The 18,311-nt window shown below is 34.3% G+C and carries 11 protein-coding genes and 1 pseudogene; 11 read left to right on the forward strand and 1 reads right to left on the reverse strand.

The annotated features are described in order from the left end of the window. The first annotated feature begins 3 nt into the window (after positions 1 to 3). From OH814_RS04430 to OH814_RS04440, 3 genes are all read left to right on the forward strand, one after another. Positions 4 to 3,246, forward strand: coding sequence for an Ig-like domain-containing protein (locus tag OH814_RS04430; protein WP_308827265.1), 3,243 nt, complete (start codon positions 4 to 6; stop codon positions 3,244 to 3,246). A gap of 122 nt (positions 3,247 to 3,368) precedes the next feature. Then, on the forward strand, positions 3,369 to 5,951 hold the full coding sequence (locus OH814_RS04435; RefSeq protein WP_308827266.1) for a hypothetical protein: 2,583 nt from the start codon (positions 3,369 to 3,371) through the stop codon (positions 5,949 to 5,951). A gap of 89 nt (positions 5,952 to 6,040) precedes the next feature. Further along, positions 6,041 to 6,952: a hypothetical protein gene (locus OH814_RS04440; protein ID WP_308827267.1), complete on the forward strand. Its 912-nt coding sequence runs from the start codon at positions 6,041 to 6,043 to the stop codon at positions 6,950 to 6,952. A 67-nt stretch (positions 6,953 to 7,019) separates the two neighbouring features. On the opposite strand, the gene OH814_RS04445 is transcribed toward OH814_RS04440, so the two are convergent. Beyond that, positions 7,020 to 7,682, reverse strand: a complete 663-nt coding sequence (locus OH814_RS04445) for a S24 family peptidase (protein ID WP_076560855.1) — start codon at positions 7,680 to 7,682, stop codon at positions 7,020 to 7,022. 904 nt (positions 7,683 to 8,586) lie between these two features. On the opposite strand from OH814_RS04445, the gene OH814_RS04450 reads away from it, so the two are divergent. The 8 genes and pseudogenes from OH814_RS04450 to OH814_RS04485 all read left to right on the forward strand — a co-directional run bounded on the left by OH814_RS04450 (position 8,587) and on the right by OH814_RS04485 (position 18,270). Beyond that, positions 8,587 to 8,745 carry a hypothetical protein gene (locus tag OH814_RS04450; protein WP_159436372.1) on the forward strand — a complete coding sequence of 53 codons (159 nt, stop codon included), beginning with the start codon at positions 8,587 to 8,589 and terminating at the stop codon, positions 8,743 to 8,745. Between the two features lie 300 nt (positions 8,746 to 9,045). Further along, entirely contained in the window at positions 9,046 to 9,213 is a 168-nt protein-coding gene (locus OH814_RS04455; RefSeq protein WP_164463166.1) for a hypothetical protein, read from the forward strand. Between the two features lie 58 nt (positions 9,214 to 9,271). Next, positions 9,272 to 9,652 (forward strand): hypothetical protein, encoded by a 381-nt coding sequence (locus tag OH814_RS04460; protein WP_123887329.1) that lies wholly within the window; start codon positions 9,272 to 9,274, stop codon positions 9,650 to 9,652. Positions 9,653 to 10,087: 435 nt separating this feature from the next. Beyond that, entirely contained in the window at positions 10,088 to 14,128 is a 4,041-nt protein-coding gene (locus tag OH814_RS04465) for a DNA/RNA non-specific endonuclease (RefSeq protein WP_308827268.1), read from the forward strand. Between the two features lie 6 nt (positions 14,129 to 14,134). Then, positions 14,135 to 14,674 carry a hypothetical protein gene (locus tag OH814_RS04470; RefSeq protein WP_308827269.1) on the forward strand — a complete coding sequence of 180 codons (540 nt, stop codon included), beginning with the start codon at positions 14,135 to 14,137 and terminating at the stop codon, positions 14,672 to 14,674. A gap of 168 nt (positions 14,675 to 14,842) precedes the next feature. After that, positions 14,843 to 16,044: pseudogene (locus tag OH814_RS04475) on the forward strand (IS256 family transposase). 404 nt (positions 16,045 to 16,448) lie between these two features. Next, positions 16,449 to 17,012, forward strand: a complete 564-nt coding sequence (locus OH814_RS04480) for a hypothetical protein (RefSeq protein WP_308827270.1) — start codon at positions 16,449 to 16,451, stop codon at positions 17,010 to 17,012. Between the two features lie 379 nt (positions 17,013 to 17,391). Then, on the forward strand, positions 17,392 to 18,270 hold the full coding sequence (locus OH814_RS04485) for an immunity 49 family protein (RefSeq protein ID WP_308827271.1): 879 nt from the start codon (positions 17,392 to 17,394) through the stop codon (positions 18,268 to 18,270). The last annotated feature ends 41 nt before the right edge of the window (positions 18,271 to 18,311 follow it).

The raw sequence follows: 18,311 nt of genomic DNA on the forward strand, positions 1-18,311 counted from the left end.
ACAATGAATGCTAAATTAAATAATATAACAACCCAATATAGAAAGTTTAACGCAAATCAAGTCTTAACGGAAGGTCAGTTAAACGAATTTATAGACTATTTCGAAGATCAGGATAGGCTTTCGAGAACCCGTCTTAGTGGCGTGGGTGTAGTGTGTGGTTTTAAATCAACTTATATAGATGTAACACTCCAGCCCGAAATTTTGGCAAGAGCAGAAGATACTTCTTTGCTTCATACCATTGAGATTACACAGGGCAGCGGTGTTACCACAGACGGAGACTTGGTAACGCTGCGCAAGAAAGGAAGTACATCATCAGAAGCTACCATAGACTTTGGGGCTAGAAATTACAAATATTACAGAGACTATAAAGACGAAACAGGATACGAGCATTTTCGTATTGATGGTAAGCAGGTGCCTCTTTTAGAATTGGTTACAGAAGATGAGTATAAAGCTTTGGGTACTAATAGTGAAGGTTTTAAACCATTAAGTGACATTGGCAGCAAAAATATATACAAAAAAGTAATCATTCTGTATCTGGAAAGTTATTCTAATGAAGAATCACCATGTCAGGATGCAGATTGTGACAATGCTGGTGCAGAGCAGGTTTCTAATCTTAAAGTACTTTTGGCAGATTCAGAATCTGTTTTAAATCTTATTGATAAAAGCGATGCAAAAGATACGGTTTACAAGGCTCACGATGCGTATGAGAAACTGTACGAGGTTTTACCAAAAATAGAGGCGCCAAGAGTTATTCTTGATCCCACTGTTGTAACAGAACTTGAATTAGTAAGCAGATTTCAAAAAGCCAATAATGTTGCTGCCCAACTAAGCAGTGGATTTGATGCGATTGCCGATGTATTTAAGGTGAATCTTAATTTTGGCGGGCAGGTGCTTATTGATAAGTTGAATGCTTTACTGTATCCGAGAGGATCAAGAGTAGATTATCAATATCGATATGACTTACTAAAAGATTTAATTGATACCTATAATGAAATAAAAGGATTGATCTTGCATCTGAATGTTGACTGCTGCCCAAGTGTAACTTCATTCCCAAAACACCTTATGCTAGGTTCTGTGGGAGCTAAATTAGAATTGGGAGAACGTACTCTTTACCGTCACCATTTTTACAATTCGCCGGTAACTACAAATGACGACGAAAATTACGAGAGAATCGTAATGCTTGCCAATCGTTTTGTACAAAAGATCAACGGATTTCAATCATATATCGGACCTGTTAAAATTACTCCTTCTAATCTTAATGTAAGATTGGGCGACAAAGCAATTCCATATTACTATAATGTAGATAAACCATTATTAACGCAATGGAATTTTGAAAAAACAAAAACCGACAGAGAAACCTACAATTTAAGTTATCACACGACCAATTTGGCAGGAGAAGACTTTGTGCAGAATCCGTTGAATTACAATATTGATAACAACGACTTCTATAGAATTGAAGGTCATCTCGGGATGCCTTTTGATACGGCATATCAAAACATCAACGATCTCAAAAAACAATACGGATTGGCTTTTGATGTCATTGTACTTCTTTTGCGAAAAGACGGGAAAGGTGATGCGGTGCTTACCACTGAGGCAAAAACAGTATCGATTGATGAGCTTAGAAAACAATTGGTGTCAATTTCTAGCGATATCAGCAAAGAAAAAGGCGATGCGAAAACAGCTTTATTAAACTTATCAAAACTAGATAGTCAATTAAAGTTATTAAATAAGGTAGACTTTGCAAGAGCTGCAGATCCGTCAAAAGAAGAGGTAACGATTGTAAAAGAAGATCCTAGAAAAAAAGAAATTGCAAGCGAACTTCTGAGCGAGTTTTTAGAAAGGAAATCAGGGTTAGAGCACTTGGCAGGGGTTAAAAGGGGCGGAACCTTTGTATTGATCTGCGGATCGAATGCAAACAATCAGGTTCTTGCAGATTTCTCATTGCCATACTTGTGTTGCTCAAAAGAAAAACCAAATGTTCCGCCGATTGCTCTGGACGATAAAGCGTCTTGTATGCTTGGTAAAACAGTAGTTATTCCTGTTTTGAGTAATGATTATGATGCAGACAATGACATCTTAACTGTTATTAAAAAAACAGATCCAGCTCACGGAACCGTTGTCTTAAACAGTGACAATACGTTCACTTATACCCATGACGGTTCATCTAATCTTTCAGATTCATTTACTTATTGTGTGAATGATGGTAGAGACGACAGTAATATTGCCACGGTATCTATCGCTGTTAAATCTGCTCCGGTAGCAATAAATGATCATGCTACTACACAAATTAGAGAATATGTTGATATAGCCGTTAAGGATAACGATTATGATTTAGGAAATACACCATTAACTGTATTTATTAAAACACAACCAACTTATGGAACAGCAACTCTAAATGCTGATGGTACAATCAGATATACACATAATGGTTCATCAAACACTACAGATTCATTTACATATTATATAAACGATGGTGAATTAGACAGTAATATCGCAACGGTAACAATCACGATCGCACCTCCTCCATGTGATTCGGGTATGGATGTAGTATTCATATTTGATTATACAGGCAGTATGTCATCTCAAATTGGAGCTGCTAAGACTGGCGCAAATAGTATTATATCAACTATTGCAACACAATCTGGTAGTAAAGCTTATAGATTGGGTCTTGTACTGGCAGACGAATATGGTTCGGGAACTGCTTCTGCTTATCATACTGCGCCAGCGTATACAAGCTTACCTGCATCTCAGAAATTTATAAATACCGGAGTGGGAGCAAGGTTCCAATGGATAACCGCAATGGAAGTAATGTCTGATAATAACAGTGGTACTTTTACTGATCAGCTTAATAAATTGAATAATCCTGGAGGCGGATTGAGTCTTGGATCTGGATATGGAACCCCGGAACCAACAGATATGGCATTAAGCAGAGTTGTGGAACATAATTTTGCCGGAGCATTTAGAAATAATGTAGCAAAATATATTATACTAATTACAGATGCTGTTCCTGGAGGTAATGATGATAATGCCAACAGTCTTGATGTTGCAGAAATGACCAGGTTGAAAAATGTTTGCTTAGCAAAATCAATTAAAGTTATTGTGCTTGGAAGTGGTGTTAATGAAAAAATAGATGGGAAATTTATTTGGAAAGAATTGGCTGATGGTACAGGTGGTTCTTGGAACTCAAGTTACAATGCAAGTGCTATTCAATCTGCAATTATAAATGGTTGTGGCGGTACAAAATAATGTAAAAATATCTCACCATGTAGAATAATATATTCTGTAGAGATAAACATGCTTCTTGGGTAGAGTAATCTGCCTGAGAAGTTTATGAAAATCACCTTAAAATCATTAAAAAATGAATCATAATGGATAATCAATTAAAAAATATATCAACCCAATACCGCAAATTCACAAAAGGACAATATGTAAAATCTCCCCAATTCAATGAGTTTTTAGATTTTTTTGAAGATCAGGATCGTTTGTCCAGAGTACTGTTGCAGGGAGTAGGTATTGTGTGTGGTCTCAAACCAAAACCTATTTATATAGAAGGTCTTTTGAATAGTGTACAGCTTTCTCAGGGTGTCGCTCTTACGACCGACGGAGATTTGCTGACCTTAAATAAAACAAGTGAAGTAAGTACAGAACTGTTTATGAGCGATCTTAAAACGATCAAGATAGACAGTAAGGATTTTACACATTTTAAAGTGTATGATAATTCTAAAATAAAATATCCTGCATTTACGATCGGAACAGACAGTCAGATCGATCTTTGGGAGCTGGCAGCAAGCGAAGAATCAAATTCCGATTTTCAGTCTGTTGAAAGGCTCTCAAATCTGGAAGACAAATACCTTTTGCTGTATTTGGAAAGTGATGAAAAAGAAATTAAACCTTGTAGAGGAGTTGATTGTGACAATCACGGAGTGCAGCAGATCCGAAATCTCAAAGTACTGCTTACTACAGCTGCAGGAATTGAAAATATTCTTCAAAGCGATAAGATTCAAAAACATCCTTTGTTTATAGATGGGGTTTTGGGTGCTGTAAGTCAGGAAAGAGTGATTGTTGAAAGGCTTATTTTGGAAAGAGGAGCTGAAAAACCATTTTATTCTTCTGATCTCAAAGAAATGTATCAGGATGTTTTAGAAAAAAATAATTTTGGTAAAATAGTCTTCGACAGAATTAATGCAATTGCTCAAATCATAGGGATTCCAGCAGTGGATCATACGGGATTTAAAGCTTTACTTAACGAATGTCTTGCTCAAAAAACAGGCTTTCAGTATGCTTACGATGTAGTGAAAGATTTGATGGATACCTATTCTGAAATCATAAAGTTGCTGCCAAAATCATTTACCAAGTGTTTTCCTGATTTAGTTTCTTTTCCTAAACATGTAATGCTCGGAAAATTAATCTCAGACAAGCAGTTGGATTCTTCAAGACATCAGTTTTATAATTCGCCTGTTTTAGATCATGACAAAGAGACCCACAAAGTAAAAGTACTCATCAATCGTTTTAGGCAACAGGCGCAAAATTTCAGATATTCTGATAGTTTTGAAAATGAGGCGCAGATTAAAATTACGCCGTCAAAAGAGCTTAATCCTCTTAGCAATAAAGCAGTTCCTTTTTATTATCAGGTTACAGAAGAGTTTTTAAAAACCTGGAATTTTGATAAAACGAATAATCGGGTTTTTAAAGATAATTTAGGATATGACAGTAGTCTGCTGTCTGCCGATAAGCATATACAGACTCCTTTGAATTTTAATATCGATAATAATTCTTTCTATAATATTGAAGGTCATCAGGGAATGCTTTATCAGGATGCTTTTGAACAGATCAAGCAAATCAGAGATAAGAAACAGCTGGGATTTGATGTTATGGGGGTCTCTTTACAAGAACTAGCCGATAACAAAGACATGTTTAAAGCTTATTTTAATGAGTATGTAGAGAAACATCCGGGATTAGAGCATAAACGCGGAGTCGAGCACGGAGGCAGCTTTATAATTGTTTATGATAAAATTGACGAAGAGTCAAGAGTCGTTGCAGATTTTTCGCTTCCGTACATCTGTTGTACACCAAAAGTTGATGTGAAATTAACGTTACCAGATCCTGTTATCTGTTCCAAAGCGGCGCCTGTACCTTTTACGGTATTTCCTATGAACGGCGATGTAAAAGCTGTTGTTGATGCAGGTTTAGATGGAGGTGTAGAGGTGAAAGAAGGTAAATATTTCTTCAATCCGTCAAATGTAAGTGAGGCTTTGTATAATAAAGATATAAGTTTTACGGTCAACGGAAAACCTACCAATTGCAGTATCAGAGTTATCCCGCAATCTTACATGAATGTAGTGGTTGGTACTATTATCTATCCGCCTGCTGGTTCCAGAGAAACAAAGGTAAACTTTAAAGTTTCAGGAAGCGGCTTTGTAAATTACACTTATACCTGGGATTTCTGGGATAATGGTAATTGGGTTAATTTAAATCCGGATGCTGAAGGAAATGTTAGTTACATTTTCCGAGACCTGAATCCAAAAATAATTCCGACGATAAGAGTTAATGTAAGTCTTAACGGCTGTACTCAGAATATCATTATAGAAGATTGGTATGATGCTCCTGCTGCTCCGACTGTTGCCATCGATAGTGTTGATTTTTCACGAGAAAATTGCTGTGAAAATATTATTCCTGTTATTAATGCCGGAATAGAAGGATCTACAGATGTCCCTTTATCTGCGAGAGAATTTATATTAGTAGGAAAGGGCAGTGGGCCGGCAACGCTTATGTATTCTTGGACAAAGATAAAAGGTCCTGCAGCACAGCTTATCGGAGCCAATCAGGCTAATCTGAAAGTTACCAATCTGGCTGAAGGAGATTATGCGTTCAGGCTTACAGTTCTTCATGCTGAAAGCGGTGTATTTGATAATGCCGAAATAGGAGTGAGGGTATATGTTGAGGATAAATAATGAATACTGTAGAAAGGGGTGGTTTTATGATTATAAAATCATCCCTTATACATCAATGAATAATATAATAACAATAAAAACATAATATAATGGCAACGGCAACAACGAAATGTAATATTTCATTTCAAATATATTATACTTCTTCTATACCGACAACGGGTGCTACTGCTTCTTTTAGATATAAAATAAAAGATTCTACAGGCTCTTATACTCAGTACGATATAACTTCTGTACCCGCAAGTGGAGGGACGATAAGTATCCCGAATATTCAGGTTAGCGGTGAATATGAATATATATTAGAGTTATCAGCAAATGGAGTGTCAGATACTCATACAGGTACTTTTAATGTAGAAAAATGTACTCCTCCGGCTTGTGAAATCCCTGTCATAAAGAGCGTGTATCTGGGAGAAGGTGATCAGATAATAATGGATTATCCAGTAGATGAAGCAGATCTTTATGCGATAGAATATCAGATCGCGACCGATGATAAATTTACTAATATTGTTCAGGTACGGGTAATCATGGGAAGCGATTATACACCGATCGAATTTATTGAGATGAATGATGGTACTATTATCAATGAAACTGCTTATTACATCAGAGCCAGAAGACACTGTTCAAAATCTGTAGTTTCAGATTGGTCGAATGTATTTGGATTCAGATCAGGAAAATGGGGCGTTCGAAAAGTTTTAGAAGCCTATTGCTTACCTGCTAACTATGATCTTGATAAAAAAAGTATCTGTCAGACAGGAGGTGTCTGGAAAAAGCAGGTCATTCTTGATACACCCGAACCACGGGCAGGAAGCTTAATTTTCCTGATTGATGGAATAACCTCTGCTATACCGGGAAATTTAAGAGAATTTGAAAGTGATAATCCTGTTGGGTTTAATCAGCATGGAATAAGATGGATCAGATTTGAAGCGCCTGACTGGAGTATAATTTATAATGTAGACCCAAAAATTGGTAAGATCATCGATATTTCGTCTTATTGTGAGAGCTAATCATGAGTCTGAAAACTAATAAAATCCTCAAATATTGAGGATTTTATTCAGTTAAGCAATTCTTTAATTATCTTCTGTTGTTTTTTCGTCTTGTACTAATAATATTAAAAAGTTTTGCGACATCCTGAAGGTGGATATCAAAATCCTCGTAATATTCATTTAAAGAATGAAGAGTGATAATACCTCTTTCAACATCGTGGTTAACGATTCGCTTTACCAGAATTCCTTTCTCTTTGTGAACGATCACAAAATCCCATTTGTCGTAATGCAGCTTGCTCATCCAGTAATCTTGTCTTATATTTCTGCACAGAATAATGTCGCCTTCCAGATAGCTTTCGTACGATCCGTTATCCATGCTGTCGCCTTTTATTTCAAAACACATGTATTCGCCTCGGTGCTCTACATCGTCAGTAAAAGGAATTGTAGGTAAGCTTTCTATATATTCTTCATCTGCAAAATTATGCAGATAGCCGGCTTGTGCATATTGATTCGCAAGCGGAACATTCATGATCTTAAGATCTGAGAAAACAACAGGCGAGGCGCCGATATTAAGCTTCTTTTGTTGTTCCTCCAGTAAGTTGGTTACGAAATAAGCAGTTGTTTCTGGTATTTTTCGTTCGCCTTTTTCCCAATATTGTACGGCTCTGGTGCCAACACCTATAGATTTTGCAATATCAGCCTGCTTCATCTTTAGTTTCTTTCTGATTTCTTTGAATTCTAAATAGTTCATTTTGATACGTTTATAATTATTTATAAAAATATACGAAAAATAATCACATTTTTATTTTGAAAAACGAACAATGTTCGTATATTTGTTTCGTTGTTAAGGACGAACGGTACAAATATACAAAAATATATTAATGATTTAAGGTTATTTTAATATTTAAATAATTAGTTGGAATTAATTTAATACTTTAAATCAAATAGTTAGATGTTGTTTTCGTAAATATTGTATCGTGTAATAGAATTTTATCTTTTTATTTTATCAAGCGCTAATTTGAATGAAAATATAATTTTTTACTATAAAAGATGCGAAAATTACGTTTTATGGATCGGTATAAAAGTTATTTGTTCGTTTTTAATAATCTTAATAATGAAAAAAATGCGTTTATTTTGAAAGGTATTCAAATTAAACATTATTTAGCTCTCTGTTTTGCCAAAAAACCAAAATGTTGTTTAGCGCTACTGTTTAGTATATAAAATATCGATTAATTATAGCTATCAGTAATACGGTGAATACATCTCAAAACGCAAGACAGATTTGTGAAAAGCGCACTTATTTTTAAAGGAATTTAAAAGTAAAATGCTGCACTCATTTACTGGCAATTACTTTAAGTGAATATTCGTTATTGAACGGTTTATAAAAAATCGATTCTTTGTAAACACCAATATCGTATTCGCCAAAAGTGAGATTTAGGAGAAGAAGTTGGGATTTGTATCTGTAGAAAAATACCCGGTACTGGCTTCTTAAAAACCAAAATTAAATAATATAATTAGACATTCGTTTAAAGGCTTTAAAATAGGCCTTTAGAGGTTTCTTGTTGGCTAAAATTAAACAGAAAAAATTAAGCAAAACGGAAACTTTTCTAGTTCAAAAAAAAACTTTTAACCATAAAAACTTTAACCATAAAAAAATGAAACGTAGTAAAGAATTAGTAGAGAAAAGAAAAGATTTTGTTATTGAATATGTAAAGCGTAATCAAAATAAACAGATGAAAGTAATTGTAACCGAATTGACGGAGATGTTGTTTTTGTCGGAAAGAACGATATATAACATCCTTCTGCAGGCTTAGTCGGTGCAATAGTGACTTCAGACTTATATATTCTAAAAGATAGAAAAGGATTCAAAGTTATTATACTTCAATAACTCACCCATCAATCATATTAAAAAAGAGGGTTGTCCTGTCATCTTACACAATTTCAGATTTGTATGCAAAATACTGAGGTGAAAATGGTTTTTTGCTTTTTAGTTCGATTGTTTCAGACGAAACCATGAACCCCGAAAAGCAGGAAACTATTTGATCCCGGATTACCGGAATATCAATTTAAAAGATAAAAAAAACAATAGCTCATTTAATTAAATTTTAGAAACCATGAAAAAAAAAGAGAAGAAAAAAAATAAGAAAAATAATGAAAAACTTCAAAAGCCAAACAAAGACATCAGTGCTCTTATCGACGAATTGGCTTATGTAAATGAAAATGAAAATATTCGAAAAAGCAAAAGATTTTTAGATGATATATACATACTTGATCAGGATTGATCAAACACCTGAGAAGCTTTTAGACAATCGAATTTAAATAAATAATAGATAAAATATAATGAATTTAGATGGTATAAAAGCTCTGTTAATCGGAACTGCAATTGCATTTTCAGGAGGATTATTGCGGGTACTGGTTTCTATACAAAACAAAGAGAAAAAACAATTATGGGAACATTTTGTCACACTTGCGATAGTTGTCATTGTTGGTTTTACCATGAGTTATTTAATGAACAGAGCCGATTTGCATGACAAGTGGTATTCTACAGGAGTCCTGTTTGTGCTGGGCTATGGCTATGATAAATTTTTGAAAATGATCACTACCAATCTTCCTTATTGGATTGACACCTCAGTGAGCCTTTTTATTGAAACCCGATATGGCGTTAAAACAGATAGACATACTCATGTAGAAGAAGAAAAGAAAGATGATCTGATTCCGTAGATAAGTAAGAAATAAAGAAAAAATAATTTTGGGTCACGTGTGTCATTAAAATTAATCAATTGAGACATGCGTTCAGCAGATGATTTATCTAAAAGCTTAGAACATTGCAGTAATAGATATTTAAAAAAGACACTTCACTGCAACTACAGAATCCATCCCTTAAAAATCAAATAATTCTCGAGAAAAAGACTGAATTTTGAACTTGAAAACTTGGAACTCAAGAGACAAGAAAAGGAAAAACTATAAGTGGCTCAGCATTACCTGTTTCTCATCACAAAGTTGATTAACCACTTCTAATTACTCAAATTCTTTAAAAAAAATCGGCCATATCACGGTCTGATTTTTCACTCCAACAGGTAAGTATAAAAAAGCACAACACATAGGGTTGTGCTTTATATACATTTTAAAATAATATGTAATCAAAAAACTAAGTCAATGAAAGCAGCAACACCTGTAGAAAAAGACAATAAAGTCCAGCAAAACCAGGGCAAAAACCAAAGGCAGAAAGAGCCATCGTTCATACTTCTGTCTGAGACAGAAGTAATCGGTGCACAGATACAAAAAACTGAGGATTCGGCCACCAAATCAGGGTCAGCAAACCTCAATGGCAGCACTGCAGCCGTTCATGGTTCACAAACTATCTACGATCAGGGTTCAGAAATAATGTACCAAAAACATCAGGAGAGCCTTGCCGAAACCGGAGATATCAATCATCCGGATACCAAAAACATAGAAAAAGGATATATGACCACCCTGAGTATAGATCAGGCACGCGATTATAACGACCTAAAATCGGAAACGTATCTGCCAAAGACGGTGGAAGAACAGGCTGCAATGGTTCAGAATGTCAACAGTAATCCTGAAGCATCAACTTCACCAAATTCAGACTCTGGTGTTTTGGTAGATCCTGTACAAAATTCTACTTTCACACCAGATGCAAGTGAAGGGTTGGTTTTACCTGCTGAGCAGGAAGACGTCGCAGTGAGAACTACCCCAACCGATCCGCATAGTGATCCGCAATTCAATCAAACGGTAAGTTTAGTTAAAAATACCGCCAAAGCAAAACGAACTCATACTACTAAAGAGAAAGCTGAAAATCAGGCAAATGCAGCAGCAAAGGTGCCGGGTGGAGAACGAAAATCAAAAGCAAGAGGTCAACAGGTAGAAAAACTCGATCAACAAAAGGCAAATCCTTTCAAACCTTCCGATTTCAAAACAAAATTAAAAAGTAGAGTCGATAAGATGCAATTGCCGACCAATGAAAAAGAGGTCGAGAATTTTGAAGCGCATAACAATATTGCAAAGGTTAATCAATTAGCCGGAGCAGACGTCGTTGCATCCAAAAATAATGTAACAGGAAGTATTGAAAAAGTTGCCAAACAAGAGCCAAGCGAATCACAAATTCAGCAACGTATAGCGACATCATTACCTGATCCGAAAATAGGCTCGAAAGTTAATATAAAAGCAACCGTACCCGGTAGAAGAGGTGACGCTGAATTAAGCGAACCTGTTACCAAAGGCTACAAAGCAGTTGAGCAGCAGTTTGAAAAAAATAATATTACCGATGAGCAGTTGGCGAGCTCAAACGAGCCTACTTTTATTAATGCGCTTAATGCCAAAAAAGCGGCGAAGGAGAATGCCGAAAATACACCTGGGGAATTTAAAGCAGCTGAAAGCAAAAAGTTGGAATCTTCTAAACAAGATGCACAAGGCAAAACCAACAACACGATGGAAGGTATGCATCACAGCAGAAAAGAAATGCTGGATGGTGTAACTCAAAAACAACACAAAGCCGGTGAGAAAAATACAGGCAAACATCAGGATGTTGTCGCTCAGTTGAATCAAATTTATTCGGATACTAAAAAATCTGTCGATGCCCAGCTGAACGACCTGGAAACCAAAGTAACCCAGCTATTTGATGCAGGTGCTAAAGTTGCTAAAGATACCTTTGAAAAGTATGTTACCAAAAAAACAGACGACTACAAAGAAAAACGATACGGAAGCTGGTACGATGTACGTGGATATGGTAAACGTATAAAAGATGGCTGGAACGGAAAATTGCCAGACGAAGTAAATGTATTTTTTACTGAAGGGCGAAAGTTATTCTTAGCAAAATTAGACGGAACGATTAATCTTATTGCTAATTTGGTAACTGACCGATTAAATAAAGCTAAAGCTGCAATTACTTCTGGTCGTCAAAAGGTTACGACATTTATCAAAAATCTGCCTGCTGATGTTAAAAAAGCCATCAAAGGTGATATCGATGCTATTCAGGGACAATTTAAACAACTTGAAAATTCGATAAGTGAAAAAGAATCTTCATTAATTGATTCATTGGTAACCAAATACAACAATACGCTGAAAGAAGTTGATGATATGGTTGACGAATTTAAAAAACGTAACCAGGGATTCTTAAGTGCTTTAAAAGACGCAACATTAGGAGTTTGGGAAACCATACAAAATATCAAAAAAACGCTTACCGATCTACTTTCGGGCGCAGTAGATGTGATTTTATCAATTATTGCACATCCGATTGATTTCTTATCAAATCTTATTGCCGGAGTTTCGCAAGGGTTTACCAATTTCGGAGCCAATATCTGGACACACCTGAAAACAGGCTTCTTCGGATGGCTGACAGGAGCAATGAAAAATGTTTCTATCACCATGCCGGAAGATATATTCTCTTTAAAAGGAATTTTCTCAATCACGACTCAGATGCTTGGTTTAACTTGGAATGGCATCAGAGATATCGGTGCTAAAGTAGTAGGAGAGCCTGTAATGAAAGTTTTGGAGACAGGTTTTGAAATGGTACAGATCGTTCGTAAAGACGGCGTTGCCGGGCTTTGGGAACATTTAAAAGATCAATTTGCCGATCTGAAAGAAACGGTAATGGATGCCATTATGGATATCATCCAATCACAGGTAATACAAGCGGGTATCAAATGGATTATGGGATTAATGACTCCGGTAGGAGCGTTTATAAAAGCCGCAATGGCGATTATAGATGTCGTGAAATTCTTCATCCAGCGAGCAGCACAAATCATGGAATTGGTAAAAGCCTTTACCGAAAGTATAAAAGCAATTGCCAGCGGAAATGTAGGTGCCGTAGCCAAATCGATAGAAAATGCATTGGGCAGAGCTATTCCTGTATTAATTGGATTTTTAGCATCATTATTAGGTATTGGCGGATTGGCTGATAAAGTTATTGGTGTAATTCAAAAAATACGAGGGCGTATTGTGAAAGCGATTACCAGGTTCTGGACTTTTGTGAAAGCAAAAAGCGGTAAACTATTAAGCAAAATAGGTATTGGAGGCAAGAAAGATAAGAAAAAGGAAAAAGTTGATAGGAAGCACATAAATAATATGGATTCTGAAATTGTTCCAGAACCATTTACAATGAATGGCGAAGCACATACCTTGACCTTTGAAAAAGGGGAAATTTATATGGCGAGTGAGAAAGGATCATTAACAAGTAAACTTACTAAGTTTAAAAATTATGTAAGTAAAAAAACCGATGCTGATGAATTTGAAGGAAAGGGATCTGAAATTTTGAGCGGCATAGATGAGTTACAAACAAAAAATCAAAATGTAAAAAGAGAATTGACAAATGCTAATAAACTTGTAGATACCAACCCAGATAAAGCAAATAAAATAGAAAAAGCACAAGATAAATTTGATAGTTTAAGCAAGAATATCTACGATTTTGGGGCTAGATTTAAACTGGAAGATTTAATAGCTTCGTCTAAAAAGACAAAGTACAAACCAGAAAAAATAGAATTTCATGCAGGGGAAAAACAAATTACTATAAAATATTTTTATGATGTTGAAGTTAATGGCAAAAATGCGACAAGAACATTTGAAGGTAGTTTTAAATTAGCAGGAAATAATTTAGTACATCAACAAACAATAGGAAATAATCTTGTCACAAAAGAAATAGGAAGTAGAAGTTATACAGAATCTGCTAATCAGGCTGAAGCTAATGAAGCCATTAAACACTTAAAGAAAAACCCGGCAGAACAAATAGAATTTAATGCCTCTCACATATTGGCAGATCAGTTTTTAGGTTCGGGTTATAAAGCTGCATTAAATCTCGTAACAGCTTCTGGGCATTACAATAAAGAAACAATGAGAAGGGCTGAAGATAGATTAACCCTTGCTTTAAATCGTACTGAAAAAATTTATAAAGATAGAGATAGTAAAAATTATATTACTTTTGACATCAAAGTAACTGCTACATGGAAAGAATTAGTAGATAATGCGATAACATCTGAATTGGTAAAGCTAAATCCAAATACAGACAAAGCACTATTAGAGAGTATGCATAAGATTTTAACTAAAAATGTTGATCCTAAGCTTGTACAAAGTGTGGTGTACGAAGTTATGCTAGTAAAACTTAATGGAACTAAAGAGGTTAGACATAATATTAGACCAATAGAAATTGGCGCAGACGAGACATTACAGAAAATACTTAAATAATTAAATATGGAAGAAGTAAGAAATTTTATAACTGCATTTTTAAAAGCAGAAGTTGAAGCATCTAATGCTTCTATTAAACCAACTTTAGAGGACTACAACCAAAAACTAAATTTCATGAACAGCTTTTGTGTAGAAGAATTACACAATAAATTTGGAATGATACCCCACAACGAGTTAAAAAGTGAAGAATTTTATGAAAGATGGAAAGATGAAGATTCATCAAATATAAGACACATATATAAAATCAGCCATTATAAAGATGATAAATATGGCGAAGTTTATGTAGCATACATTTCTGAGAGTAATCCTGATATCGAGATTTTTCTTTATGGTGAGTGTTTATTTGTAGCATGTATAGATAGTGAATTGAAAATTATAAAAAGTTATACTTTTGGAGATGAATTGTTAGTAAAATATAAATTTGAAGCTAGCGAGGGTTTAAGAGATATTTCTTTTAAAACCTTAAAAAAGCCAATACACATAGAGCGATATTTAGAGCCTATAGATGACAAAGATAGTATGGAACATTATTTAAAAGATATTTAATTCTGTAATTACGATAAAAAACGAAGTTTCTATTTTAAGAAATTTCGTTTTTTATGGTAGTATCTCATTAACTGTGTAAGTTGAAAAGTTATTCTGAAAAATTGTGAGTCCTCAAAGCTCAAAAAATTTTTCGGAAATAACTTTTTACTATTTTTAACCTACATAGTTATGATCGACAAAGAAGAATTATTAAACAATAAGGATTTTTATAAGTCCTTTAAGAACGGGGAAGATTTGACCTCATTCTTTAAAGAACTGCATAAAAAAGCAGTAGAACACATGCTTGATGCTGAACTAGACAGCCATCTGGATAATCAAAACATGAAAAAACTGCTAACGGAAATTATCGAAACGGTCACGGAACCAAGAAGATAAAATCCTCTTTTGGTGAATCTGAAATTAAAGTACCCAGAGACAGAGAAGGCAGTTTTGAACCGGTTTTAGTTCCCAAAAGACACAATATTATTGATGGTTTAGAAAACATCATTATCTCATTATATGCCAAGGGAATGAGCGTGTCAGACATTGAGGAACAAATCCGTGAAATGTATGATTTTGATGTTTCTACCTCGACCATCTCGCGAATAACCAGTGCGGTTGCCAGTGAAGTTGTGGCTTGGCAGAACCGACCATTAGACGATCTGTATCTGATTGTTTGGATGGACGGAATCGTTTTTAAAGTGAGAGAAAACTCAAAAGTCATCAATAAAACGGTTTATCTTGCAGTGGGCTTAAATCGGGAAGGTAAAAAAGATGTGCTCGGGATGTGGCTTGGAAAGAATGAAAGTTCAAGTTTTTGGATGAGTGTTCTAACCGATTTAAAAGCCCGTGGTGTTGAGGATATTCTCATCACGGCAACCGATAATCTGAACGGATTTACCCAGACCATCCGCTCTGTTTTTCCAGAGTCTCAAACCCAAATCTGTGTCGTTCACCAAATTAGAAATGCCTGTAAATATGTTGTCTGGAAGGACAGAAAAGAATTCTCTGCAGATATGAAACACATTTATACCGCTCCCACAAAAGAAGCGGCAAAAGCAGCTTTGGACGACTTTGCCACCAAATGGGAAAGCAAATATTTATACGCTATTCAATCCTGGAGAAATAATTGGGACGAATTAACCGTCTTTTTTGAATTTCCAATCGAGATTAGGAAAATCATTTAAACGACCAATTTAATTGAAAATCTCAATGGGAAGATTAGAAAATACACCAAAAACAAAATGTCTTTTCCTACCGATGATGCCGTTTTAAAATCGGTTTACCTTGCTTTAAAAGAATCTACTAAAAAGTGGACGATGCCAATCCAAAATTGGGGATTGGTTTTAAATCAATTTATGCTTATTTTTGAAAAAAGGCTCAGATTATAAAATCTAAGCCCTGACTTTTCAACTTACACACTTCGTGGGATAGTGTCTTTTTTATTTTCCTCCCTGCCGCACGAATCCTTTCGTGTGGCTTTTTTATTTTCTAATCACTTTCTTAAAAGTTTATTTTATAAAAAAATAATTGATGATTGTAACTATAAGTTCCACTATTCAAGAATTATATTTCACAATTTTGCTTTTGTATGTTAGCTGAATGTTTTTAAAAACTTAAATCATATTTTTGTTTAAAATGTCTGACTTATAATGTTAAACCACACGAAAGGATTCGTTCGGTAGCGGGGTTAAAATATATTGTAACTCTTTTTGATGATCAAAACAGATTACTAAAACGTCAACCTTTAATATAACTGAATCAGATTTACTATTTGGAACTAAATAAAAGACTTATGAAAAAAATTAAAGAATTTATTGAAGAATTTTTAGCCAAAGAAGCTGAATGCTGGACTAATTTAAATTTGAATGATTTAAATGCTTTTAATAAATCGGTGCGAGAGTTCCGTAACATGGCAATAGAAGGAGTTGAAAAAAATTTAGGAATTTCTGAAAGGACTGATTTTGGCATTTTTAAGAGAACTGAAAAAGAAATAACAGAAAATCCATTAATTAACAAACCTCGTTATCTATATAAATTAAGCGCCTATAAAAACAAAATTTATGGTGATATATGGGTCGCGTATGTTTCAAATACTAATCCGAGAAGAGAGATTAATAAAAGTGTATTTTTTGAAGGTTTTATTATTTGTGAAATTGAAAATGAATTGAAAATCATAGGAAAAATGATAATAAATACTAGCCGTCTAAATATGGTTGTAACAGGTTGGAAAGCTGGTATTCATAATCCTTCAGATTTAGATATTAAAAAACTAGGTAAATTTATTGAAACAGAACGTTATTCTGAACCAGGTAATCGAGATAACTTTTCACTTGAAGAGTATTTAAAGGATAAATAAAAATCTAAATATTATTTAAAGCGAAATTTCTTAGAAGTTTTCCATACTGCCGCACGAATCCTTTCGTGTGGCTTTTATTTTCTAATCACTTTCTTAAAAGTTTATTTTATAAAAATATAATTGATGAGTTGCAACCATAAGTTCCACTATTCAAGAATTATATTTGACAATTTTGCTTTTGTATGTTAGCTGGATGTTTTTAAAAATTTAAATTATATTTTTGTTTAAAATGCCTGGCTTATAATGTTAAACCACACGAAAGGATTCGTGCAGTAGCTGTGAGAGGAAAAGTTAAATACATGGTAGTACAACAAAGGTTTACAAAAGCTGATGATATAGGACAATTACAATTAAAGAATTTGATATAACAAAATAAAACATGGAAAACATTAATTTGCATAAGGTTGATTTGCCTGATGTAATCAAAGAAAATTATGATTGGTTAAACGGAAAATTACATAAATCTATTAATAAATCAAAAGAAATGTTTAGGTTTCTGTTTTATGTATATAGAGATTCTTCAGAACTATTGCAAATGGCTTTTTTAGAGAAACCTGAATTATCCCTACAAAAGTACTTGTTTACTTATAGTCTTAATTGCATTAGTGAATTTTGTCGTTTAGCTCATTTTCCTAATGAAATAAGAGAAGCCCAGGTAGATGAAGATGGTTTTTTTTCCATTAAAGTGGAAAGTTTAGGTGAACTTCAAGGAGTTAGAAAACCAATTCAATTGGCTCGCATTGCAAGAGATAAGGAGAAAGAAAAGATAATTGCAAACCTGCCACTTGATCTATTAAATTTAGATAGAAACTTAACATTTAACCATGAGTACATAAATATACTGACTAAATTAGAAATTGAACACAGTTTAACAGGTAATTTTAATTGGGATTATTACGAGAGTTTGATTGATATTTATAATAAAAACCAATATAGTATTCAGGCTAAAATTAGTGTTGATACAAATCAAACGTTATATTATATTCATCCATATGTTATCGCTTTCAAATCTTTAGTTGATGATAATGAAGCAGAATTCAATCAGAATTTAATTAAAGCAATTCAGGCACATAAAGAGGTCTGGAGTCAAAAGAAAGCTTTAAATCGTGGTGGAACTCCATTATGCAGAGAAAACGAAGGGTTTTTATCGTGGGGCTGTACAGCTTTAGCAGCTATGGCTCATGATAAAGGCTGGAAACTTGAAGTTGAGTCGGATTATATGCCAAGTTTTATGATTGATGGCTCTATAAATAAGTAAAAATTATTTTTATTTCAATAATAAGCATCTCGTTATCGGGA

It is taken from the genome of Chryseobacterium sp. CFS15 (assembly GCF_031118795.1).
Lineage (GTDB): Bacteria > Bacteroidota > Bacteroidia > Flavobacteriales > Weeksellaceae > Chryseobacterium > Chryseobacterium indoltheticum.